Source organism: Legionella quinlivanii, from assembly GCF_900461555.1.
Lineage (GTDB): Bacteria > Pseudomonadota > Gammaproteobacteria > Legionellales > Legionellaceae > Legionella_C > Legionella_C quinlivanii.
This window is the reverse complement of sequence record NZ_UGOX01000001.1, coordinates 2,117,881-2,138,745: the sequence shown is the minus strand read 5'-3', so window position 1 is coordinate 2,138,745 and position 20,865 is coordinate 2,117,881. Positions and strand designations below refer to the sequence as shown.

The following is a 20,865-nucleotide window of genomic DNA, read 5'->3' as shown; positions in this document are numbered from 1 at the left end:
AGTTTTTATTAAATGGCATAAATTTGTTTTAAGTAAATGACAGCTGCCTTGCTTCTGGGTAGTATATAATTTAAACAGAACAGCCTTGTTAGCAAGCGTTGGAGTGCATTGTCATTTTACATGGAGGTATATGATGAATGTTGATTTAGGAAGCGCAGACGCGGCGGTGGGTATCGCTTTTAGCGTTATCAGCGATTTTCTTCGCGAGTTAACAAGACTCGGACGATTTCCAGCTCAGCTGGAATTTGATCGCGAGATTGGCGGGCAAGCGTCTCACATAATTGTGTTGCTTGACCCGTTTGAATTTGTAATGATCAAAGAGGAGCCTGATTCTCCACGCAGCATTCTGCGTATTTTAGGTACTATTGAAATACGCCCAATCGACGATCCTGGCGCTCAGCCGCTTATTGTTCCGCTTGAAGCAGCTGTAAGGCTGACCCTTTTTCTAACCGATGCCGAACCCGTTGCCGAAGTTGGATTTCGCTATGATGGCATTGATGGAACGCCATCGCCTGCTGAAATTAGCAGTGAAATTGATAACTTCATGAATAGTGCGGCCATACAGGACATCCTTGCTAATACCAGACTCCCTATTGCTGATAGCCTGGTTCAGGGTTTAAACGAGACAAGGTTTAGCGATCCTGCTACCCGCCCGGATAGCTCAGAATGGAATGTAGAGCTAAGCCTGACTCCTTCCGGTTCAGATACGGTTGATGCCTTCGTGGTCTCTGTCAGCCCGCCAGCGACTAGCGCGGCACTGGGTATCAGTGAGAGTTTTGTCGCAGCCCGCACCGAGCTTGCAATTGCATACAATAGAATTTTTCTGGATATGGTGTTGGGGCGGGGGGCTGAGGCCAGGATCGGTCAGACAATTGATGGTGCAAAGGTGACCTCCTTATCCATGTCGATGGCAGATAACGGGATTCAAATCACAGGTCATGTGGTGAGAGCAATTGATACGCCTCTTATCGATGTGGCCCCCGATGTCGATATTGATTTTAATGGTGTGGCAATACCACAACTTATTCGGGGAACCACGGGGATGACAATGGATACCTCCGGAATTGATGTCGACGTAGACGACAGTGATGAAATCTTCTACGGAGCCTTAAAGTGGATCCTGACTATTGGCGCCTCGGCGCTACTTTTTACCGGGCTGGGAAGCCTGACTGCCCTGGGTATTTTACTGTGGGCCAGCCTGGTGCAAATAGTCTGGAATGGCGCAGCAGAGCTTGATAACGCTCCCCATATTCTTCGAGATAATCTGGGAGCGGGATTGGGTGCCCAACTGAGTCTGCTTGCTGAATCTCTTGATGACACTACACCTGCTGGCGAATTAAGCGTTGATGGTACACCTGACTCACTCCTGGTTGTGGATGGGAATATGGTTTTCTTTGCCCAGGTCATTATTGTTTCAATGATGGCCAGAATGCGCTCCGCTGAATATTCTCAGCGTTTACGCCGCTTTGTCATTTTTGAACTGGACGACAGGCGTAAGTTTCGTGCTCAGGAGCTAGCCAGGTTGATGAAAGCCGGCAAAATCACAGTATCCGGTTTTCATCATGTGAATGGAAAATATGTCAGATCAGATCATGACAATTCAGCAGCAAATAATTTACTCAGACTATTTAAGTCCAATGAAACGAAAGAGGTGGTTGTTAAAAATAAATAAATCCAGGATGTAGATGGTTATTCTTTATAATTAGCGAGCTTTAATACCAATTCAATTTGGCTCGAACATCTCAATTTGTTTTTCATATTCTGGATGTAGAATTCAATAGTACGAACCGATAGTCCCAGCATTCTGGCAATCTCCTTCACTCGCATCCCATTTAACAAAGCAGATGAACATTCAAGTTCCCGTTTTGATAATCGAGGTTGTTGAGCATTGGACAATGATAAACTCTTTGATTTATCGGCTGTCTTGATAACTAGCTTTTCGCGAACAGCTTCTGCAAGCAAACCTGCCGCCTCCTCTTTAAACTGCAAACCGTATTGATGTAAACGATCAAGATTGCTCAGGTAAAATTTGTTAATAATCGACTTGTTATTCGTGTTAGTCGCAAAACAAAAATACTCAATAGAATCTTCCTGTCGTACGGCAATGGAAATCCCATTGGAGGTATCAAAATTAATTGCTGCATCGAGCAGCATTTCCGGGCAATCTTCTGTTAGCCAGATAAAATAATTGACAGGCTCTGTGAGATAGGAGGCGGGAACGGTCAATTTGTTCAGATAATCTTTTTTAAAAAAATGCTCTGTCCAGGCTCTGTCACTGGAGAACCGAATCACTGTTCCATCAAAATACATGCGGTAATAATTAAATGCGGTAATCTCATGCTGTATTAAATGCGGAATCGTGAGTGCATGAACCTCTTCACAGGCACTTAAGGCGATGGGAGTTTGCAAAATGACTGACAGGTTATTGGACCATTCAGCATTATAAACAATTTAGGTCATTGTGATCAAATTCGATTCATTTGCAACGAGTTCTACCGTAGTTTTACAGTATCTCAATATTAGCATTTCTCTTTATAATGAGTCTTTTTTTATCATTGTGACAAAATATAATGAAAGACAAGTTGGGGAATAATTCATCGAGTTCAAATAAAAACAAGGATGGCAATACGATCTTTTGATATCAAAGGGGTCTGGGAAGTCGAAATGGTAGCTGGGAAGTCGCCTTTCTCCTCTTCTTTTGCTGTAAAACAGGACTCTTTTATCCCCAATCCTTCGTATATCCCTCCTGCTTCCACTGGTCAGAAACTTTGGTTTGCAGGGAAAATGCTTGGTCGCACGATGACCGGTGTAGGCATTCTACTCGACGGAGCAAGTCTGGTCAGCGAATTTCAAAAGGGCAGGGAAACAAAAAACTATGATGGGTTTTTTCGTGAGAGTGCTCGTGTCGCGGGAGGCTGGACTGGAGCGGTTGCTTTAGGAACAACGTTTGCAAAAGCAAGTGCTCTAGCATGTTCTCCCTTGACTCCTATAGCTCCCTGGGCTCCGCCACTCTGCGGTTTAGTGGGCGGTGCTGTCGGATCAGTCATAGGATATACAGGTGGCAGCCAAATTGCTACATGGGGTTATGACATTCAAAAAACTCAGCCTAAATCTGTATCGAGTATCATAATAGCTATCAATCTCAAGCCCAGACCAACCTGGTCAGTCTACGCACGCGTGATGGTGCAATGAACTCTTTTTCAATGGTCAAAATTCTACAGTAAACTACAGGATGAAGTTGATAGAACAGATCTTGATGAAGCAAAAGAAAAGATTGATAAACTATCTCTCAAAGCAGAGAGAAAGATATTACAGCTCTTGAATCATCCTGGACAAAATATTCAATCGTATTTGCAAAAAATGCATAGTCATATTGAAAAAGTGAGTGTATTGGCTCCCTCTTGAGAAGGGACCAATGCGCTACACCCAGCAAAGAGTGATAGATAGGATAAAAAAATAGCAATGAGCCCATACCATAAAAAGAATGAACCATATCATTCAGCAAGATTCTGAGCAACATTATTTCTGCTTCTTTTTCTTATTCTTAGCTTTTGTGCTACTGCTGCCCTTGGTGTTCAGGTTTATTTCTGGTGCAGAAGGGGCTTTGTAGCTACCCGCTACTCCTTTGTATAAGGCTTTACCGTCTGTCAGTCCTGTAAAGCCCCCTGATAATTTTTCTAATTCAGTATCTGAAACCTTATCGAAGTGTTTTGAATTGTGTTTTTTAGACATTATCGTCTTCTAAAGATAAATTCTTGTCTTTTTAGAATAGATTTTGCTCATGCACTAATCAAGAGTAATTGTCTAATAATTGCTCTATTATTTGTTGCATCATTATATTAATTTATAAACCAAAAGTGCAGGTAGAATTGTTCACTTCATCAGGCTCATAGCCAGCGACTTCTTTAAGATGATTCGCTTTCAACAGAACGAGCGCATTACCAAGCTCCTGAAATTCCATAAATAACTCAGAATTCAAAAACTGATTTAACCAGGAGTATAAAGAACTAAAATCAGAGAAATTCTTTTTTTCAAAAATCTGCCTTAATTGAAGTGCTCTTAATATCAGTTCTTTGAAGTCACTGAGACTGCGCCCATTCTTGTCTCGCATGGACTGGATTGCAAATTGTAATAAAAAAAGACGCTGCCTGGGTGTTGTAATAATAATTTTGCTAGCCAGCTCAATCTTTTCTTCTTCACTTAAAGAGTCCAGTAGCTTTTGATTTAATAGAAAAGTATCTGGACTGCGGCAAAAGTAATCGGCTGGATGAGTTAATTTCTGGAGATTTTCAAGAGTCAGCACGTCATATCCTGTTATAAAATTTTACAAAGTCCATTATTCCTGTGCCAGGATTATATTCTTTGTGAACTTGAAAGTGTATCGGCGTCAGAACCCTGCTGTCGTGGCATCAGGCCTTGAATGGCTTTGTGGTCTATAATTAGACGATAACTATTTGTTAATTCGTTCTATGAAATTTTATATATGTGCAATAAGACCCTATAAAAATTCACTTAATCCAAGTGATTTCGTTTCGTCTTTAATCAACCTAATTCCCTCTATTACGACTCAAGCTAAAGAAGAACTGGGGGAAGATGTTATTACTGTGATCGCAACTTATGAATACGCAATAGGGGGCAAAAAGGGAATTACTAAACAGGAAAAAACGAACTATTTAGCTAAATTACAGGAAGCAGTAAAAACAGTACCTAATCTACTTGTGATTCCAGGAACAATCGCAACCCTTACTGATATAAGCAGCAATGATATTGAAAGAATTACAAAAAAAGAGCAGAAACTGGCTATTAAATATGATGAAACCAGAAGAAAGTATGAAGCCTTTGAATTTCCTACAGAAGAGGGTTGTTTCTATAAAGAAAGATATAAGTTTCTGAAAAATCAGAATCAACCAGGTGATAAAAAATATCTGGGAAATATTGCTCATGCTTTTGTCGGTAACAAAGAAATTAAACATAAAAAAAATAGGCCTATCTTCGAAACTCGCTTACATCCAGAAAGAATTTATAACCTTGGTAGAGAAGAATACTTCTATGATGTTAACCTGGCTGGCAATAACATGGAAATGGGTATACTGATTTGTGCTGAACAAAATGATAATGATCTTAGAAAATTGATGGAAGAACGTGCTCCTTTTTTAGAGGTAGTCCTGTCAAATGGAACCGGATTTATACCTGACAACATGTTTGGTGCGCTTAATTTACACGTTGATGTGGATACTTCTTGCAGTGGTTGTTGTATTGGTAAAGCTCATCGTTTAGCAAGAAATATTGAAACTGTGGAAGTTCATAACCTGTTTGTAAGTACTAAGGATGCCGTCATTGATGACCATCAATTTCCCGCTTCAATCTGGACCACTGTCGCTTCTATGGAACCAGAAATCATCGTTTATGATGAAAAAAAGCCTGGAATAGTAAATCCTGATTTTCGCGAAGATATTGATAATATCCTGGCCAGGATTACTGACAAACCTTTATTTTTAATTAACAATCCAGGATTGGTAAAGGATGGGGAAGATATATTAATGGCTTTAAAGTACTTGGAGCCACAGGAGCAACTGCTATTCGTTCTGGAACATATCAAGAAAATTCCACCCGCTAAGATTGGCAAGATAATTCAATCATTTCATGGAAATGATCTTAAGAAGCTAATAGATAGCTATATAGCAGAAAACTGTAAAAACAGCGTCATTATCAAACCAATAGTTATGATGAATATCGCCAAGGCATTGCAGCCGTCAGACTGCTTTCAATTTGCACTTAAATACCAGCAACATTTACCTAAACAAACTAAATGGCTGTTAACCATACTAAAACGCATGGATCCGAACGATAGATTTGAACTTTTAAAACAGAGTAGGTATGAAATAAACGATACAGACTCTCTAATACAAATAGGTAAAGAGATCCCGCAACATGCTCGCTTATCAATGCTTCTTGATCATAAAGATCTAGTGGAAAAAGACATTAGTTCTTTTAAGATTTTATTGGATGAAGATCAACTTGGCGAATTGATTTCAGGATTAGATGACACTATAAGATCCGGCTTTGTTTCTGGATACAGATAATGAAGCACACTAACCCTTCCGGGGCAGCATGAAACTTCACTGCCTAGGTGTCACGGCTTGTCTGGGGTATTACCTCCGTCCTTTGAGTAATCTGGATCACCCGAACAAGTCGGGTGACGTGGGGAATGTTCTCATCCCGGGTGACGTGGGGAATGTTCTCATCCTATGTGTCTCGACTTGTCCGAGGCCTCTCACTCCCGCTACGTGCCACGGCTTGTCCGGGGCATCCATGGGATGGCCGAGATAAAAAAGATTTCATGAAAAGACAAGGTGTTTGTGTTCGCAGCTAGTGTTGTGCCAGCTCTTGGAAGGATTGATTCGTCAGTCACTGTGTTCCTCCTCACCCCTTCGGGCGCGCTAAAGCGCGTCCAAAATGCTGCGCCGCGCTTTGCGCTCTTCGCTTCGCATTTTGTCGAACCTCACTCGGTTCAAACCCTTCCGGGCTTGGACGTTAACACAACTGACAACGTGCCACGGCTTGTCCGGGGCATCCATGAGATGGCCGAGATAAAAAAGATTTCATGAAAAGACAAGGTGTTTGTGTTCGCAGCTAGTGTTGTGCCAGCTCTTGGAAGGATTGATTCGTCAGTCACTGTGTTCCCTCCTCACCCCTTCGGGGCGCGCTAAAGCGCGTCCAAAATGCTTCGCCGCGCTTTGCGCTCTTCGCTTCGCATTTTGTCGAACCTCACTCGGTTCAAACCCTTCCGGGCCAAGAACATTTGAGATTTTTTATTGTATTTCGGAGTGATTCTTATTTTTTTGATTTTTACTGGAAATGGCGCGCCCGGAAGGATTCGAACCTCCGACCCCCTGGTTCGTAGCCAGATACTCTATCCAACTGAGCTACGGGCGCGTTGTTCTTGGCGGAGAGAGAGGGATTCGAACCCTCGATGGGATTTTGTCCCATACTCCCTTAGCAGGGGAGCGCCTTCGACCACTCGGCCATCTCTCCGGTCAATGGTTGCGAAGTATAGCAGGAATTTTGTCGAGGTCAACACTTAATGTAAAAGAAATAAAGTTATCTGAAATTCAATAACATAATTTCCAAAAATTTTAATAGCTGGTATCTTTGATATATACTGAACTATTCAAAGTGCTGAATACTCACAAGCCTTACATGTGACGGGATAATCTCTATTATGTCAACAAACATGGTTGGCTGATATCAGGAGGACGAATGAAACACAAGTCTAGTTTAAGCGGCCGCGATGTGTATGTCGTGGACGGACTGAGGACGCCTTTCTTAAAAGCAAAAGATGTGGGTCCTTTTACTGGTTCCGATTTAGCGGTGGCTGCAGGCTTGCCACTCTTAAACCGGCAGCCTTTTTTACCCTCTGATCTGGATGAAGTTATCATTGGTTCTGCAATGCCCGGGCCAGATGAAGCCAATATTGCCCGGGTAGTGGCTTTACGTCTTGGCTGTGGCGATAAGGTTCCTGCATTTACTGTGATGAGAAACTGCGCTTCCGGGATGCAGGCTCTCGATAATGCCGCCATGCAAATTGCTTCTGGGCGCAGCAATCTGGTGCTTGCAGGGGGTACGGATGCAATGAGTCATGCACCGCTGCTTTTTAACCAGAAAATGGCATCCTGGCTTGGAAAATGGTTTGCCGCTAAAAGCGTTGGCCAGCGATTCGCTCTCGCTACGCAATTTCGGCCTGCTTTTCTTGCGCCGGTAATCGCTTTGCTCCGAGGCCTGACTGATCCTATTGTTGGATTAAATATGGGGCAAACCGCTGAGAAAGTAGCCTATCGTTTTAATCTGACCCGTGAGCAAATGGATTCATTTGCCGTGAATAGTCATAAACGCCTGGCTCAGGCTTATGCCGAAAATCGCATGGAAGAAGTGGTGCCGATTATCGACAGCAAGGGTAGAATTTATACTCAGGATGATGGAATTCGACCAGATTCTACTGTAGAAAAATTAGGCCAGCTTAAGCCATTTTTTGATAAGAAATACGGGATGGTTACTGCTGGAAACAGCTCCCAGATTACTGATGGCGCTTGTCTCTTGATTCTGGCCAGTGCCGATGCAGTTAAAAAATATAAGTTACCTGTTTTGGGTAAAATCGTGGACTCACAATGGTCGGCTCTTGATCCTTCTCAAATGGGGCTTGGACCTGTTCATGCAGCAACCCCTATCATGGAAAGGCAGCATGTGAAACCGTCAGAGCTTGATTGCTGGGAAATTAATGAGGCATTTGCTGCCCAGGTTCTTGGATGTCTGGCTGCCTGGGACGATAAAGAGTACTGCCAGAATCAGTTAGGTTTAATGGAGCCAATGGGCGCGCCTTCGCTGGCCCAGTTAAATCAGGATGGCGGTGCTATCGCTGCTGGTCATCCTATTGGGGCTAGTGGAGCAAGAATTGTTCTGCATGTTTTGCAATCCCTGAAACATACAAATGGTAAAAAAGGAATGGCGGCAATCTGTATTGGAGGTGGACAGGGAGGCGCAATGTATTTGGAACGAGTTACAGAGGTGAAAGGATAATGACTAATTACAATCATTGGGAAATCGATACGGATACAGATCGCATACTGTGGCTTGGAATCAACAGAAACGATGCGGCGGTCAACTCTATTAATCAGGACGTATTGGATGAGTTGAATATCATTCTTCAGGATATTGCCAAACAAACCGAACTGGCGGGTTTGGTTATTTATTCGGCAAAGAGTAAAGGATTTATAGCAGGGGCTGATATCAATGCGTTTTCTCAATTTAAAACTCCGGAAGAAGCGGTTAACTTCCTTAGAAAAGGACAAACAGTCTTTTCCCGGCTTGAATCGCTTAAGATACCTACGGTGGCTATGATCGATGGATTTTGCATGGGAGGCGGATTAGAGCTGGCACTGGCCTGTGATTATCGGATTGCAAGCGATGACGAGGGCACGCGGCTTGGGTTGCCGGAGGTCATGCTTGGAATTCATCCTGGCTGGGGAGGAACGGTTCGTTTGCCGCGGCTGGTAGGTGGTTTCGATGCCTTATCCAGAGTTATTCTAACTGGTGCGCCTGTTTCTGCAAAAACAGCAAAACAAATTGGTTTTGTCGATGATGTAGTTCCTGAAAGACAACTGAGAAGAGCAGCCATTTATTTCATCAGAAATAAACCAGGTAAACATAAGCCCCGGTTTTTACAATCGATTACCAATATGGGTTGGATGAGAGCAATTATAGCCCCTGTTCTTCGCTATCAGGTTTCCAAGCGTGTAAGAAAGCAACATTATCCAGCACCCTATGCCATCATTGATCTCTGGGAAAAAGAAGGTGGCGCCGGGGAGAGGGCTTATCTGAAAGAGGCGGACTCTGTAGAAAAACTGATTACTCAGAGTAATACAGCCAGCAATTTGATTCGGGCCTTTCTTTTACGTGAGCGCATGAAGGCTTTTGCCAAACATAGCGACTTTAAGGCGAAACATGTGCATGTAATTGGAGCTGGTGTCATGGGCGGGGACATTGCTGCCTGGTGTGCTCTTAAAGGATTAAAAGTTACTCTGCAGGATCAGAACTATAACAAAATCGCACCTGCAATAGGCCGTGCTCATACACTGTATAAGAAAAAGCTGAAAAAACCCCGATTAATTCAGGCGGCGATGGATCGCCTGATTGCTGATCCGGATGGATTTGGTGTAGCACGGGCTGATGTGATTATTGAGGCTGTTTTCGAGAATCTTGAAGTAAAGCAGCAGATCATGAAAAAGCTGGAAGAAGAAGCCAGAGCGGATGCGATCATTGCAACCAACACCTCAAGTATTCCTTTGGATGAAATTAGTCAGGTTATGAAACATCCCGAACGACTGGTGGGCATTCATTATTTCAATCCTGTTGCCAGAATGGAACTGGTGGAAGTTGTTAGCAGCAATAAGACGATGAAAGAGGTTCGCGATAAATCCTGTGCCTTTGTAAATCAAATCGGACGTCTTCCATTACCCGTGAAATCAAGTCCAGGTTTTCTGGTTAATCGCGTCCTTATGCCTTATTTGATGGAATGCGTTCAATTACTGGAAGAAGGTTATTCCGGAGAGGCTATCGATGAGGCTGCCGAAGCATTCGGGATGTTTATGGGGCCAGTTGAGCTCGCCGACACAGTAGGTATGGATGTATGTCTTGCCGTGGCTGAGAATCTGACCAGGCATTATGGTGGAACTGTTCCTCAGAAATTGCGTGATATGGTCAAAAATGGCAAGTTAGGCCGCAAGACAGGCGAGGGCTTTTATGTCTATAAAAATGGCAAGCCTGTTAAAAAGAAAGTGCAGGCCAAAACTGAAAAAGATATCGCTAATCGCTTAATTTTAAGGATGGTTAATGAGTCAGCTGCCTGTTTACGTGAAGGAGTTGTTGCTGACAGTGATCTGCTTGATGGCGCAATGATCTTTGCCGCTGGATTTGCTCCATTCCGTGGAGGTCCTATGAATTATGCGAAAGATTTTGGCCGCGATAAGCTAAGCCAGCTTTTCAGTACTTTGCAAACTCAATACGGCGAGCGATTCAAGGTCGATGGCAGTTTGTAAATTCCAAACTTAATGGCAGGAGTAATCCTGCCATTACCGAGAATAAATACTATGCGTTTAGCTGTTTTTCTATTATTCCTAACTAAAATATTTTTGGTCCAGGCTGAAACTTTTGTATTACCTGATCAAGGTGATGTGGTCGGAAAAATCGAGTACGTGAATCCCCAGATTGGTGAAACCTTGAGTGAGGTTGGTATTCGTCATGATGTGGGATACTATGAAATGCTGAATGCCAACCCGGGTGTTGATCCCACTCGCCCCTTACCCCCTCAAACCCGACTGGTTATTCCGAGCCAATACATCTTGCCTTCCGGTCCACGCAGTGGATTGGTAATTAATTTGTCAGAGTATCGTTTATATTATTTCCCGCCCAATGATAATGTAGTCATAACCATGCCTGTGGGTATTGGGCGTGAAGGCTGGAATACCCCTGTAGGTCAAACCCGGGTTACCAGCAAGGAGCATGATCCAATATGGCGGCCTACGGCGAACGTCAGGGCTGAAGCAGCAAAACATGGCACACCAATACCCAATGAGTTCCCTCCCGGAGCTGGTAACCCGTTGGGACGTCACGTGTTTCGTTTGGGGTGGCCAACGTATCTTATCCATGGCACTAATCGACGAGATGGCGTTGGATCCAGGGTAAGTGCGGGTTGTATCCGAATGCTTCCTGAAGACATCGAAGTTCTCTTTGATATGGTTGCAGTAGGAACGTCAGTACGGGTAATTAATGAACCAGTCAAAATAGGCCGGCTTAATAATGCTCTGTATATAGAAGTACACACTCCGCTTGAGCAAAATATTAATCTGCCCAAACAATTGAGCGCAGCGCTGGGTAAATACGCCTTGCCCTCATTGAATAAAAGCCAGGTGCAGGAGGAGGGCTTACGGCCATCAGGCATTCCAAGGAAGGTCGCCGGTTAGTTTGGAAGCTGCATATAATGTTTAGCGCGTTTGCAATTTAGGAAAAACGGTGCGCAGTAAAGAGGGTAAATATTTATTACAACTGATATAAAGATAATTTGACAGCCAGATAATTAAAAAAGCCCCCAGGATATCCAGTGGATAATGCCATCCCAGCAGTACGCAGCTTAAAATTAAAAGTGTATTAATGATTAGCAGTAAGCTAAAAGCAATGGGCCAACCGCACATCAATTCAAGACAATACCAGGCCCAGAAGGTGTGAAATGAAGGAAATGCTACCATTCCGCCCTGAATGGTAGTAGGTGGTATGTGCTGATGCAGCTGATTAAATTTAATACCAGTTGCCAGTTGCTCAATGGCAAATTCATCCGTTTGATACATAGTAGCCGGTGCAACCGTGGGGAAAAAATAATAAATTGCAAATCCAATCAATGAGCTAATCAAAAGCAAGCTAAAAAAACGCCTGATTTTTTCAAACTGCCCGGCAACAATGACCAGGAGGGGTAAGAATCCCAGTTGATAGGGTAAAGTATCGTAGCAAAGACCCAGTATATTTTTAAACCAGGGGTGATGATTTGTCCAGGAAACAATTCCAGGGAGAGAAATACCTAATTGGTTTTCAAATGCAATAATATAGCGATCAATGGGAGAAAATGGAGTAAATTGCACCGCGTTAGTTGTAAACGCGATGAGAGACATAATGATATAAAAGAGCAGGATTTCCTGAAGTATTTTTACCAGATGATGATTGTTATTTAACAGTAACCTGCAACCGGCAAGCATTAATAATAAGGAAGTTCCTATGCCGGCAGAGCCTTCAGGGAAATAATTATTACCTGGAAATTGGTAAAAAAAGCAGTTAATAGCAAATGCAATTGAAGCAAAGGAAAATAATGAGAGCAGTTGTAATAGCAAACAGCTGTGGTTGAATATTGTAGTTGGCATTACTTATTCAGTTACGAGTTCGGCTTCTTTCTCTTTTTGCTTGATAGCCTGATGAATTTCTTCACGATGTACTTTAATACTGCGCGGGGCTTCAACTCCAAATTTAATGTTGCCATGTTCCGGGGTTTTGAACGCAACAATCTGAACGATTTCCCCATTGATAGATACGGTCAAAGGCTCTTCAAATGAAAGGGTTATTATTTCCATGTAAAATCTCTTTTTTTTTTAGTATGTTATATATCAATACCACCCTAAAAGCAATGCTACGTTCTGCTTACCGGGACTGCCAGGTCTTTGAGCAACTCTCCAAACCATGTTATTGCCCCAGTTATGCATAATACTGCTATAGTGAGCTATGAGTATATCAATTCATAGTGCAAACGGTTGTGATTTTCACGCTTAAATAATCGAGCATTGCCCGGAGTTTGAAAATGGGTTAAACTTACTCGCTTTTTAAACCTTGCCTCATCCAGTAGGAGAGGCTTTTTCCATAAGGATACACTATGCGACATTATGAAATCGTATTCCTTGTTCATCCTGATCAAAGTGAACAAGTTCCTGCAATGGTCGAGCGTTATGAAGGTATCGTTACCAATAATAACGGTATTATTCACCGCAAAGAAGACTGGGGCCGCAGACAATTGGCATACCCTATTGCTGAAGTGCACAAAGCGCATTACATTTTAATGAACATTGAATGTAATCAGGCGGCGCTTAATGAACTTCTGAACGCATTCAAGTTTAATGATGCAATTATTCGTCACATGGTTATCAAACGTGATGAAGCAATCACTACTGAATCAGTTCAGATGAAAAAAGAAAAAGACACTCGTGCAGCCTAAGGAATTAAACTATGTCAACTACATCCTATTTTCGCAGAAAAAAAATGTGCCGTTTCAGCTCTGAAGGCTCAAACGAAATCGATTATAAAGATATTAATCTGTTAAAAAATTATATCACTGAAACTGGAAAGATTGTGCCTAGCCGAATTACAGGTACTCAAACCAGATTCCAAAGACAATTGGCGCAGGCAATCAAGCGAGCACGCTTCCTAGGCTTGTTACCTTATTGCGATAGCCATAAATAAGATTTAATTGGGTATGAGCACATTACTGTACAAACAGGGAAATCTTCTGCTAAAGAATAAACTCTTTGCCTATTCTTTGGCGGCAGTACTTCCGTTTGTGCCGTTTGCTTCATGGCTATCTCTGGTGATTGTTGCACTGATTACATTGCGTCAGGGAGCCAGAAGCGGCGTGGGCTTGTTATTAACCAGCCTGGTTGCATCCATGCTGGCAGCTAATGCCAGTTATTCAGTACCATACATTGCGGTTAGTATTTTGCTAACCAATATAATTTGCTTTTTTGCTGCAATGGTATTGAGGGCATCTGCAAGCTGGCAATGGGTTGCTTCAGCAACACTGGGTGTAACACTGTTGGTAATAGCTCTGACTTGCAGCATCATACCTGATTACATTATTAACGAATATAACTACATACTGCTGATTTTCAGTAAATTGAATTCAAGTGATTTACTCGAAAATCTGCCGAAGGAGAATTCAGGCGATATCTCATTTTTTGCCAGTTATTTTTTTGGTATTAAAGAAGCTTGTATCGCGATTTCTGCACTTGCTCCTTTATTGTTTGCCCGTTATATCCAGTCAATTCTTTTTTATCCTGGTGGATTCAAAAAAGAATTGATGGCCTTTAGAGCCAGTCGCCCGATTGTCGGGCTTTTTGGAATTGCAATGGTGGGTGCATACCTGAATAATCTGGCAGCAATAAGTTGCTTACCTGTTTTGAGCGTTTATTTAATGATTGCCGGGCTTTGCCTTATGTTCAGTCTAACGCCTAAAAAAGGTCGTGCCATTAGCTTGGCTCTGCTGCTTATTCCGCTTGTTATGAGACCTGATTTAATGTTGCGGGTTTATATATTGTTTGGTTCTCTCGATAGTATGTTTAATTTTAGATTGCGTCTGGCTTCTAAAGCCAGCAATTCAAAAGGGGTTTAGTAATGGAAGTTATTTTATTAGAAAAAGTAAGAAATCTGGGTAATCTCGGCGATAAAGTAAAAGTTAAGCCAGGTTATGGAAGAAATTTCCTGATTCCACAAAGCAAAGCAGTTTTTGCTACAGCAAAAAACATTGAACTTTTTGAACAAAGAAGAGCGGATCTTGAGAAAAAAGCTCAGCAATCATTGAGCAATGCTGAGCAACGCGCGGCCAAGCTGAATGATATCACTGTGGTTATCAATGCAATGGCAAGCGATGAAGGTAAATTGTATGGTTCTGTAGGCGCTAGTGAGATTAAAGATGCTCTGAAAGCGCAGTCAGTTGAAGTGAGTAAACGAGAAATCGTAATGCCTGAAGGTCCTATCCATTCAATTGGTGACTATGTGGTTGAAGTTCACGTTCATAGTGATGTGATTGCCAAACTGCAAGTTCAGGTCGCTTCTTCTAAATAAAACATCAGAGAAAACACCGCTTTATTTGAAATCCCGACTGCTCGCAGCCGGGATTTTTTTTCTGCTGGTAAATCAATTAGTGGTTTTAATCAGTTCTTGCAATGCGGTTCCAGATTGGATCCCAAGCGAGAGCGCGTATTATTTTTCTTGCTTTCAATTGCTCTATGAGTATATCCAGAGCAGGTTTGTCTGCAGCGATAATAATCATATTCATTGATTTCCTGACAGGTAATACCAATGTTGACATGTCGAACTGATGTTTTAGCCATTGAAAAACTGGATATTGTTCCTTGCGATTGGCCAGGTTAACGCTAAGGTAGCCGTTGGCTGAAAGAGCGTTCTGACAGTCACTAAAAAACTGCGGATTATAGCAATTGGGAGGAAAGCGGTGCGCATCAAATAAGTCGACAAGAATGTGTTGGAATTGAGTCTTGTTATTTGTAATAAACGTACTGGCATCCTGGTTGATGATATTAAGATTTTTGAGCCTTTCCGTCATGAAATAAGTTTTCGCCACCTGAATGATTTCTTCATTAATTTCAATGGCTGTCAAACTGAAAGGAGTAAGAACAGGGGACAATGCATGCGCAGCCCCAGCTCCTCCTAATCCTAATAAGCAGCTCGGCCCCGGAAATAATCTGGCAGGAAGAATTAGCGCACTAATATAATTCAGACCAGGCTTTTCTGGCTTATAAACATTAATTAAACTTTGAATCGCCGGACTCCCCATCGAGAGCCAGCGAAAAATAAAATTGTCGTAGACAGAAATGCCGCTTTCACTGTGATACAGGCAGCGGCCAGCGAAGGTTTTCCACATTGGTTGTCAAGCTTGTTGAAAGGGATATACAGGGCCAAGGTCCAAAATCTGCGTCAACTCATCGAGAGCGAGAAGGACTTCATCCACCAGTAAAGGATCCAGGAAATCCTGAGCGTGCAGGCGATCGCGGTAGTGTCTTTGGACCCATCGCTCAAGACTTGTGAGCAGAGATTCATTGATTAGCACGCCCTGATGCATCTCTGCAAGCTCTTCTTCCTGGAGTAAAACCCTTAATCGCAGACAAGCGGGGCCTCCGCCATTTCGCATACTCTGCTTTAAGTCCATGAAGTAGCAATGATTGATTGGGTTATTGGGGGATGACAGGATGTGATTAATTGTTTCATGAACCTGCTGGTTGTTTTGACATTCACTCGGTGCCACAAGGGTCATCGAGCCATCCTCAAGCGTTAGTAGCTGGGAATTAAAAAGGTAACTGGATACTGCGTCATCCATGCTGATTTGCTGGTCATTTATTTCAACAATAGTAAGATCAAAATCAGCTTTGTCTTTAAGTTCCCTGATTACTTCTGCCTGATTGAGAAAGGCCTGCTGATGAATTAACAACACGGATTCGTTGGCAACTGCAATAACATCATTGTGAAAAACCCCCTTATCAATGGCAAGTGGATTCTGGCAGGCATAAACTACTTTTTCAGGATTAAGGTGATGAGCTCTGGCAATCGCACTGGATGCTTCATAGGTTTGTCTAGCTGGAAAACGCAGAGGGGCTTGCGCATAGGACGACCATAGGGCGCGTTTGCCGTAAACGAATAGATGAATGCCTGCCTGATTATGTTTGGCAGCAAGCCGGCTATGATTGGCAGCCCCTTCATCACTAGTTACCAAGCTTGCAGGCAAGGGTGAATGATGCGAGAAATAAGTCTCCGTATTAAAGAGTTTTTTGAGTAAACGAGATGAAAAAGACGCCTCCTGATGCCGGTGCAAATTGGATATCAGATTAGCCGCTGTAAAATGAACGCGCCGATCATTACTATCAATACTTGGAGTCGCTGTAGCCGCATTGGCAGTCCACATACTGGATGCAGAATAAGCGGCTGCCAGAATTTCAGGTGCTTCGCGGCTCGCCTGAGCCAGCATTTGTTCAGTACTGCCATAAAACCCCATTTGCCTGAGCAGGTTTAAATTAGGCCGCTGATGAGGGGGTAACACTGCCTGTTTCAAGCCTAGTTCATGCAGGAAGCGCATCTTGGCCAAACCCTGCAGAGCTGCTGCTCGGGGATTGGCTATTGAGAGGGCATTTGAAGTCGAGGCAATATTGCCCAGGGATAGACCCGCATAATTATGCGTAGGTCCCACCAGCCCATCCATATTCAACTCATAGCTTTTCATAATGTAATCCCGGGTAATAACTGAGTTGGTTTAATGAGTTCAGTGCTTTCCATGCTGGCAACGGGATAAGAACAATAATCCGCTGCAAAATAGGCACTGGGACGGTGATTGCCACTGCATCCAATACCACCGAAGGGAAGGCTGCTGGCCGCTCCAGTGGTGGGTCTGTTCCAGTTTATAAGTCCTGAATTGATCTGCCTGTAAAACAATTGATAATGATCAGGATGATTACTTAAAAGGCCAGCTGCCAGCCCATATTTAGTTTGATTTGCCATTTTAATTGCTTCTTCAAAATCCTGATAACGATGGATCTGCACCAGAGGGGCAAAAATCTCTTCATCAATAACAGAGCGGGCGTCTGACATGTCAATAATACCAGGCGATAAAAATGCGGCATCGTCCTGTAATAATCTCATTTGCAGTAAGGCTTTGCCTCCTGAATCAAGCAGTTTTTGCTGTGATGCGAGGTGTTGGCGGGCATGTTCAAGCCGAATAACCGGACCCATAAAAGGTTCAGGGCGTTGTTTATAATCACCAATAAGCAACGCCTCACAGGCTTCAGTAAACTTATCAAGAAAGGCTTTGCCCTGTGCGTTGTCTTTAATGAAAAGTCTTCTTGCACAGGTACAGCGTTGTCCTGCGGTGATCATTGTAGATAAAAGCGTATGATAAACAGCCGCGTCAATGTCATTTATATCATCCACAATTAAGGGGTTATTTCCACCCATTTCGAGAGCAAGAATGACCTCAGGCCGATCCACAAACTGTTGATTAATTCGTTTGCCAGTTGAATAACTTCCTGTAAAAAATACCCCTTTAATTCTCTGGGATAAAAGCGTCTGAGCTGTTTTGGCATCTCCCTGAATACAATTAATCACGCCCTTAGGTAATTCGCTTTCATGCCAGCATTGCATAATCAAAAGGGCTACTGCGGGACATAGTTCACTAGGCTTATAAATGACGGTATTTCCAGCAAGAAGGGCCGGTACAATATGACCATTACTCAAGTGAGCAGGAAAATTAAAAGCGCCGAGGACAGCTACCACACCATGCGGTTTGTATCGTAAAGATGCAGTTGATTCTGGGCTTTCAGTCGATTTTTCGGCATTGCGCTCATGATAAGCTTGAATCGATATGGCTATTTTAGCAATGACCGAATTAACTTCTGTCAAGGATTCCCACAACGGCTTGCCTGTTTCGAGAGAAATCAGTTCAGCTAACTGTTCCCGTTTTTTTTCAACGGCATTGGCAAAACGCTGCAGACAGGCAATGCGCTCCTCAACGCTTAAATTCATCCAGTGGCCTAAAGCCTTGTTTGCGGCTTCGGCTGCCTGTTTGATTTCAAACTCAGTTGCATGATGTCCTTTCCACACTAGCTGATTATTAGCGGGATTGATGGAGATTAAATCATGGCCTTCCCCTGACAGCCACTGCCCATCAATGTAGTGGCTATAGGAGGTATTTGAAATCGTATTCATCGATGTCCTTCATGTAAATGTTTTTCGGGATGTAAAGGAGAAAGTCTGACAGCGTCTCCCTTTTTTAGTTTTAAGCGCTCAGCTGTTTCTTTGCTCACTATGCAGCTATCGCTTTTGGTAATAATGGCTTGACTAAGAGTTGCCCGGAAATCAGAAGAGGTATTAGCTACCATATAGGATTTACTACTGACCTCATCACTTATGCTGCCAATCGTTCGTAATTGGCTTGTTTTAATAGTAGTGATTTCTTCAACAGGGGCTTCCAGTGTGGGGCCGGCATCAAAAATATCCACGTATCCCAAAAAACGAAACCCTTCATGCATAAGAATATTCATTGCCGGCAGGGTTGACTGGTGGGGCTGGCCAATGACTGATTGCGCATCAGCCGCCAATAATTTGACATAAATGGGATTGCGAGGCATCAAATCAGCAATAAATTGCTTGTCAGTGGAAATGGTCAGGCGATCGGCCTCAGAAAAAGTCATATGAAAAAAATGGCTCCCTACATGGTCCCAAAAGGGCGAGTGACCGGCTTCATCAGAAATCCCGCGCATTTCGGCAATTATTGTGGATGAAAATCGCAGAGGAAATGCAGCAATGAAAAGAAAGCGCGCTCGGGAAAGCAGTAATCCATTGTTATTACGGCGATAAGAGGGATCGAGAAAGAGAGTACACACTTCACTTTTTCCCTGGTTATCGTTAACCAGGCTTAAAACTTCATAATCACTGCGAATATTGAGTGAATGACAAAATCGGGTTCGCCGGGAAATTTTATAGGAATAAAAAGGGCTGTCGTAGCCTGTGGCTCCTTCAATGGCTGATGTGCCGACTACTTTCTTTGTTTCCGGATCTTCCAGAACAAAAAAATAATATTCATTAAGCGGTCTGTTAACTTCTTTTTCAAAAGAAGCACAAGACCATTCAATGCGTTTTTTTAATAACTTCCTGTCTTTTACGAGCGTGGTAATACCAATACCGCTATGCATTGCCAAGTCATAAATCGAGTCTAGATCAGATAGAAAAGCGCGGCGGAAAATCATCATGCGTGAAGTACCTCCAAACTACCCTGCGCCAGGTCCTGCAATAAAAACAGACTTAAAGCGGTCCGCTCAATTAAACTGTCGAGTAAGATGAATTCTTCATCGCTATGAATCGCACCGCCGCGAACGCCGAGGGTATCGAGTACCGGTAAGCCTTTCTGTGCCAGATTATTGCCATCGCAGCAGCCGCCGCTATCTTTCCATACCATATCGAGGTTAAGTCGTTCACCGGCACGTTGCACGCATTTAAATAGCTTCTGAGTTTTGCTGTCGACTGTTTTTACTGGCCTGCCGAATTGCCCGTCTATTGCTAATTGATAATCTTGTCTTTTTTCCTTGCTGAGTATGTCATTCAATTGCTGCTGGATCCACAATTCATCCTCTGAATTGCTCACACGTATATCAAGTTTGGCGACCGCCTTATCTGGTACCATATTCAATGCCTCTCCACCGGCGATTTTACCCACATTAATCGTGACGCCTTGTCGCTGGCCATTAAGGGCATGAATCGAAAGAAGCGCCTGCGCCAGATAACAGATTGCATTTCGCCCTTCTTCAAAAGCCCGCCCTACATGGGCCGATATTCCAGTTGCCACTATGGTAAATTTTCCACTGCCTCTTCTGTTTTTTGCCAGTGTGCCTTTTGCATCCATTGCGGGTTCATAAATAAGTCCCGCCTGATAGCTGGCCGCCATGCTTTCAAACCAGGGACTGGAGGCAGGGGAGCCAATTTCTTCATCAGCATTAATAAAAACATCCCAGCCCAGAGACTGAGACTCGGGAAGTTGTTCAAACATTTCGAGAGCATGAAGAATGACCAGCAGGCCGCCTTTCATATCAGCAACCCCTGGGCCGTTAATCGTATTATCATCAAGGTAGCGAAGTGTCTGAAAAGGATGGTTCAGGTGATAGACAGTATCCATATGCCCGCCTAAAAGTATTCGTCTTCTTAATTCCGGCCGCTTGCGGATAAATAAGGCATCCCCACAGACAGATCGTTGTGAATTACCGTTCATATCGATGCTGTTGAGAGGTGGAAAAGAAATTGACTCAATGGAATCAGCGAGGGGGCTAAAGACCCGATGCAATTCACGATGGATGTCGGCGAGGCCATTCAGATTCTTGGTGCCGGAGTTAATTTCACATAGCCGCAGGAGCTGCTGAATCATCTCTGGTTGTCTGTCGCGCAAATCGACCAGGACACGTCTGGTTACAGGATCCATTGCATTGTCCAGAAAAAAAGGTAGTTAACCTT

20 protein-coding genes and 2 tRNA genes are annotated in these 20,865 nt (G+C 43.2%); 10 read left to right on the top strand and 12 right to left on the bottom strand.

Features of this window, described 5'->3' with window-relative positions:
* The first annotated feature begins 130 nt into the window (after nucleotides 1-130).
* A complete protein-coding gene (locus DYH61_RS09170; protein ID WP_133129106.1) occupies nucleotides 131-1,672 on the top strand; it encodes a hypothetical protein in 1,542 nt (513 codons plus the stop codon).
* A gap of 17 nt (nucleotides 1,673-1,689) precedes the next feature.
* Here the strand turns inward: DYH61_RS09170 and DYH61_RS09165 are convergent, their stop codons facing one another.
* A complete protein-coding gene (locus tag DYH61_RS09165) occupies nucleotides 1,690-2,409 on the bottom strand; it encodes a helix-turn-helix transcriptional regulator (protein ID WP_058508098.1) in 720 nt (239 codons plus the stop codon).
* A 210-nt stretch (nucleotides 2,410-2,619) separates the two neighbouring features.
* Between DYH61_RS09165 and DYH61_RS09160 the strand changes: the two genes are divergently transcribed.
* Nucleotides 2,620-3,192, top strand: a complete 573-nt coding sequence (locus DYH61_RS09160; RefSeq protein ID WP_058508099.1) for a hypothetical protein — start codon at nucleotides 2,620-2,622, stop codon at nucleotides 3,190-3,192.
* Nucleotides 3,193-3,519: 327 nt separating this feature from the next.
* On the opposite strand, the gene DYH61_RS09150 is transcribed toward DYH61_RS09160, so the two are convergent.
* Together DYH61_RS09150 and DYH61_RS09145 are read right to left on the bottom strand one after the other, a co-directional pair.
* Nucleotides 3,520-3,732, bottom strand: coding sequence for a hypothetical protein (locus DYH61_RS09150; protein ID WP_058508101.1), 213 nt, complete (start codon nucleotides 3,730-3,732; stop codon nucleotides 3,520-3,522).
* 112 nt (nucleotides 3,733-3,844) lie between these two features.
* Nucleotides 3,845-4,303 carry a hypothetical protein gene (locus tag DYH61_RS09145; protein WP_058508102.1) on the bottom strand — a complete coding sequence of 153 codons (459 nt, stop codon included), beginning with the start codon at nucleotides 4,301-4,303 and terminating at the stop codon, nucleotides 3,845-3,847.
* Between the two features lie 166 nt (nucleotides 4,304-4,469).
* Here DYH61_RS09145 and DYH61_RS09140 point away from each other — a divergent pair, with 166 nt between their 5' ends.
* Entirely contained in the window at nucleotides 4,470-6,083 is a 1,614-nt protein-coding gene (locus DYH61_RS09140; protein WP_058508103.1) for a hypothetical protein, read from the top strand.
* A 776-nt stretch (nucleotides 6,084-6,859) separates the two neighbouring features.
* On the opposite strand, the gene DYH61_RS09130 is transcribed toward DYH61_RS09140, so the two are convergent.
* Together DYH61_RS09130 and DYH61_RS09125 are read right to left on the bottom strand one after the other, a co-directional pair.
* Nucleotides 6,860-6,936, bottom strand: a tRNA-Arg gene (locus tag DYH61_RS09130).
* Nucleotides 6,937-6,944: 8 nt separating this feature from the next.
* Nucleotides 6,945-7,035, bottom strand: a tRNA-Ser gene (locus tag DYH61_RS09125).
* Nucleotides 7,036-7,260: 225 nt separating this feature from the next.
* Here DYH61_RS09125 and DYH61_RS09120 point away from each other — a divergent pair.
* The 3 genes from DYH61_RS09120 to DYH61_RS09110 are packed head-to-tail and all read left to right on the top strand — an operon-like array spanning nucleotide 7,261 to nucleotide 11,516.
* Nucleotides 7,261-8,574: an acetyl-CoA C-acetyltransferase gene (locus tag DYH61_RS09120; protein WP_058508104.1), complete on the top strand. Its 1,314-nt coding sequence runs from the start codon at nucleotides 7,261-7,263 to the stop codon at nucleotides 8,572-8,574.
* Nucleotides 8,574-10,592 carry a 3-hydroxyacyl-CoA dehydrogenase NAD-binding domain-containing protein gene (locus tag DYH61_RS09115; RefSeq protein WP_058508105.1) on the top strand — a complete coding sequence of 673 codons (2,019 nt, stop codon included), beginning with the start codon at nucleotides 8,574-8,576 and terminating at the stop codon, nucleotides 10,590-10,592. The genes DYH61_RS09120 and DYH61_RS09115 overlap by 1 nt, the downstream gene beginning before the upstream one ends.
* A 51-nt stretch (nucleotides 10,593-10,643) precedes the next feature.
* Nucleotides 10,644-11,516, top strand: coding sequence for a L,D-transpeptidase family protein (locus DYH61_RS09110; protein ID WP_103989295.1), 873 nt, complete (start codon nucleotides 10,644-10,646; stop codon nucleotides 11,514-11,516).
* Between the two features lie 21 nt (nucleotides 11,517-11,537).
* On the opposite strand, the gene DYH61_RS09105 is transcribed toward DYH61_RS09110, so the two are convergent.
* A complete protein-coding gene (locus tag DYH61_RS09105) occupies nucleotides 11,538-12,461 on the bottom strand; it encodes a phosphatase PAP2 family protein (RefSeq protein WP_065236170.1) in 924 nt (307 codons plus the stop codon).
* A 3-nt stretch (nucleotides 12,462-12,464) separates the two neighbouring features.
* Nucleotides 12,465-12,668: a carbon storage regulator gene (locus tag DYH61_RS09100; RefSeq protein ID WP_058508107.1), complete on the bottom strand. Its 204-nt coding sequence runs from the start codon at nucleotides 12,666-12,668 to the stop codon at nucleotides 12,465-12,467.
* A gap of 296 nt (nucleotides 12,669-12,964) precedes the next feature.
* On the opposite strand from DYH61_RS09100, the gene rpsF reads away from it, so the two are divergent.
* The 4 genes from rpsF to rplI are packed head-to-tail and all read left to right on the top strand — an operon-like array spanning nucleotide 12,965 to nucleotide 14,925.
* Nucleotides 12,965-13,303, top strand: a complete 339-nt coding sequence (gene rpsF / locus DYH61_RS09095) for a 30S ribosomal protein S6 (protein WP_058508108.1) — start codon at nucleotides 12,965-12,967, stop codon at nucleotides 13,301-13,303.
* Between the two features lie 11 nt (nucleotides 13,304-13,314).
* Nucleotides 13,315-13,548 (top strand): 30S ribosomal protein S18, encoded by a 234-nt coding sequence (gene rpsR, locus DYH61_RS09090; RefSeq protein ID WP_058508109.1) that lies wholly within the window; start codon nucleotides 13,315-13,317, stop codon nucleotides 13,546-13,548.
* A 13-nt stretch (nucleotides 13,549-13,561) separates the two neighbouring features.
* Complete coding sequence (locus DYH61_RS09085; protein ID WP_058508110.1) at nucleotides 13,562-14,473, top strand: hypothetical protein; 912 nt, start codon at nucleotides 13,562-13,564, stop codon at nucleotides 14,471-14,473.
* 2 nt (nucleotides 14,474-14,475) lie between these two features.
* Nucleotides 14,476-14,925 (top strand): 50S ribosomal protein L9, encoded by a 450-nt coding sequence (gene rplI, locus DYH61_RS09080; RefSeq protein WP_058508111.1) that lies wholly within the window; start codon nucleotides 14,476-14,478, stop codon nucleotides 14,923-14,925.
* An 85-nt stretch (nucleotides 14,926-15,010) separates the two neighbouring features.
* On the opposite strand, the gene DYH61_RS09075 is transcribed toward rplI, so the two are convergent.
* The 5 genes from DYH61_RS09075 to DYH61_RS09055 are packed head-to-tail and all read right to left on the bottom strand — an operon-like array spanning nucleotide 15,011 to nucleotide 20,833.
* A complete protein-coding gene (locus tag DYH61_RS09075; protein WP_058508112.1) occupies nucleotides 15,011-15,742 on the bottom strand; it encodes a spermidine synthase in 732 nt (243 codons plus the stop codon).
* Nucleotides 15,743-15,748: 6 nt separating this feature from the next.
* Nucleotides 15,749-17,092 carry an N-succinylarginine dihydrolase gene (gene astB, locus DYH61_RS09070; RefSeq protein ID WP_058508113.1) on the bottom strand — a complete coding sequence of 448 codons (1,344 nt, stop codon included), beginning with the start codon at nucleotides 17,090-17,092 and terminating at the stop codon, nucleotides 15,749-15,751.
* Nucleotides 17,089-18,570 (bottom strand): succinylglutamate-semialdehyde dehydrogenase, encoded by a 1,482-nt coding sequence (gene astD / locus DYH61_RS09065; RefSeq protein WP_058508114.1) that lies wholly within the window; start codon nucleotides 18,568-18,570, stop codon nucleotides 17,089-17,091. The genes astB and astD overlap by 4 nt, the downstream gene beginning before the upstream one ends.
* Entirely contained in the window at nucleotides 18,567-19,613 is a 1,047-nt protein-coding gene (gene astA / locus DYH61_RS09060) for an arginine N-succinyltransferase (protein WP_058508115.1), read from the bottom strand. Before astA ends, astD begins: the two co-directional genes overlap by 4 nt.
* Entirely contained in the window at nucleotides 19,610-20,833 is a 1,224-nt protein-coding gene (locus DYH61_RS09055) for a hydrolase (protein WP_083499247.1), read from the bottom strand. Before DYH61_RS09055 ends, astA begins: the two co-directional genes overlap by 4 nt.
* Between the last annotated feature and the right edge of the window lie 32 nt (nucleotides 20,834-20,865).

What these genes read in the sequence shown, in the direction of transcription:
- DYH61_RS09170 (WP_133129106.1), top strand. Translation starts at nt 131, where the DNA reads ATGATGAATGTTGATTTAGGAAGCGCAGACGCGGCGGTGGGTATCGCT.
- DYH61_RS09160 (WP_058508099.1), top strand. Translation starts at nt 2,620, where the DNA reads ATGGCAATACGATCTTTTGATATCAAAGGGGTCTGGGAAGTCGAAATG.
- DYH61_RS09150 (WP_058508101.1), bottom strand. Translation starts at nt 3,732, where the DNA reads ATGTCTAAAAAACACAATTCAAAACACTTCGATAAGGTTTCAGATACT.
- DYH61_RS09140 (WP_058508103.1), top strand. Translation starts at nt 4,470, where the DNA reads ATGAAATTTTATATATGTGCAATAAGACCCTATAAAAATTCACTTAAT.
- DYH61_RS09120 (WP_058508104.1), top strand. Translation starts at nt 7,261, where the DNA reads ATGAAACACAAGTCTAGTTTAAGCGGCCGCGATGTGTATGTCGTGGAC.
- DYH61_RS09115 (WP_058508105.1), top strand. Translation starts at nt 8,574, where the DNA reads ATGACTAATTACAATCATTGGGAAATCGATACGGATACAGATCGCATA.
- DYH61_RS09110 (WP_103989295.1), top strand. Translation starts at nt 10,644, where the DNA reads ATGCGTTTAGCTGTTTTTCTATTATTCCTAACTAAAATATTTTTGGTC.
- DYH61_RS09105 (WP_065236170.1), bottom strand. Translation starts at nt 12,461, where the DNA reads ATGCCAACTACAATATTCAACCACAGCTGTTTGCTATTACAACTGCTC.
- DYH61_RS09100 (WP_058508107.1), bottom strand. Translation starts at nt 12,668, where the DNA reads ATGGAAATAATAACCCTTTCATTTGAAGAGCCTTTGACCGTATCTATC.
- rpsF (WP_058508108.1), top strand. Translation starts at nt 12,965, where the DNA reads ATGCGACATTATGAAATCGTATTCCTTGTTCATCCTGATCAAAGTGAA.
- rpsR (WP_058508109.1), top strand. Translation starts at nt 13,315, where the DNA reads ATGTCAACTACATCCTATTTTCGCAGAAAAAAAATGTGCCGTTTCAGC.
- DYH61_RS09085 (WP_058508110.1), top strand. Translation starts at nt 13,562, where the DNA reads ATGAGCACATTACTGTACAAACAGGGAAATCTTCTGCTAAAGAATAAA.
- rplI (WP_058508111.1), top strand. Translation starts at nt 14,476, where the DNA reads ATGGAAGTTATTTTATTAGAAAAAGTAAGAAATCTGGGTAATCTCGGC.
- DYH61_RS09075 (WP_058508112.1), bottom strand. Translation starts at nt 15,742, where the DNA reads ATGTGGAAAACCTTCGCTGGCCGCTGCCTGTATCACAGTGAAAGCGGC.
- astB (WP_058508113.1), bottom strand. Translation starts at nt 17,092, where the DNA reads ATGAAAAGCTATGAGTTGAATATGGATGGGCTGGTGGGACCTACGCAT.
- astD (WP_058508114.1), bottom strand. Translation starts at nt 18,570, where the DNA reads ATGAATACGATTTCAAATACCTCCTATAGCCACTACATTGATGGGCAG.
- astA (WP_058508115.1), bottom strand. Translation starts at nt 19,613, where the DNA reads ATGATGATTTTCCGCCGCGCTTTTCTATCTGATCTAGACTCGATTTAT.
- DYH61_RS09055 (WP_083499247.1), bottom strand. Translation starts at nt 20,833, where the DNA reads ATGGATCCTGTAACCAGACGTGTCCTGGTCGATTTGCGCGACAGACAA.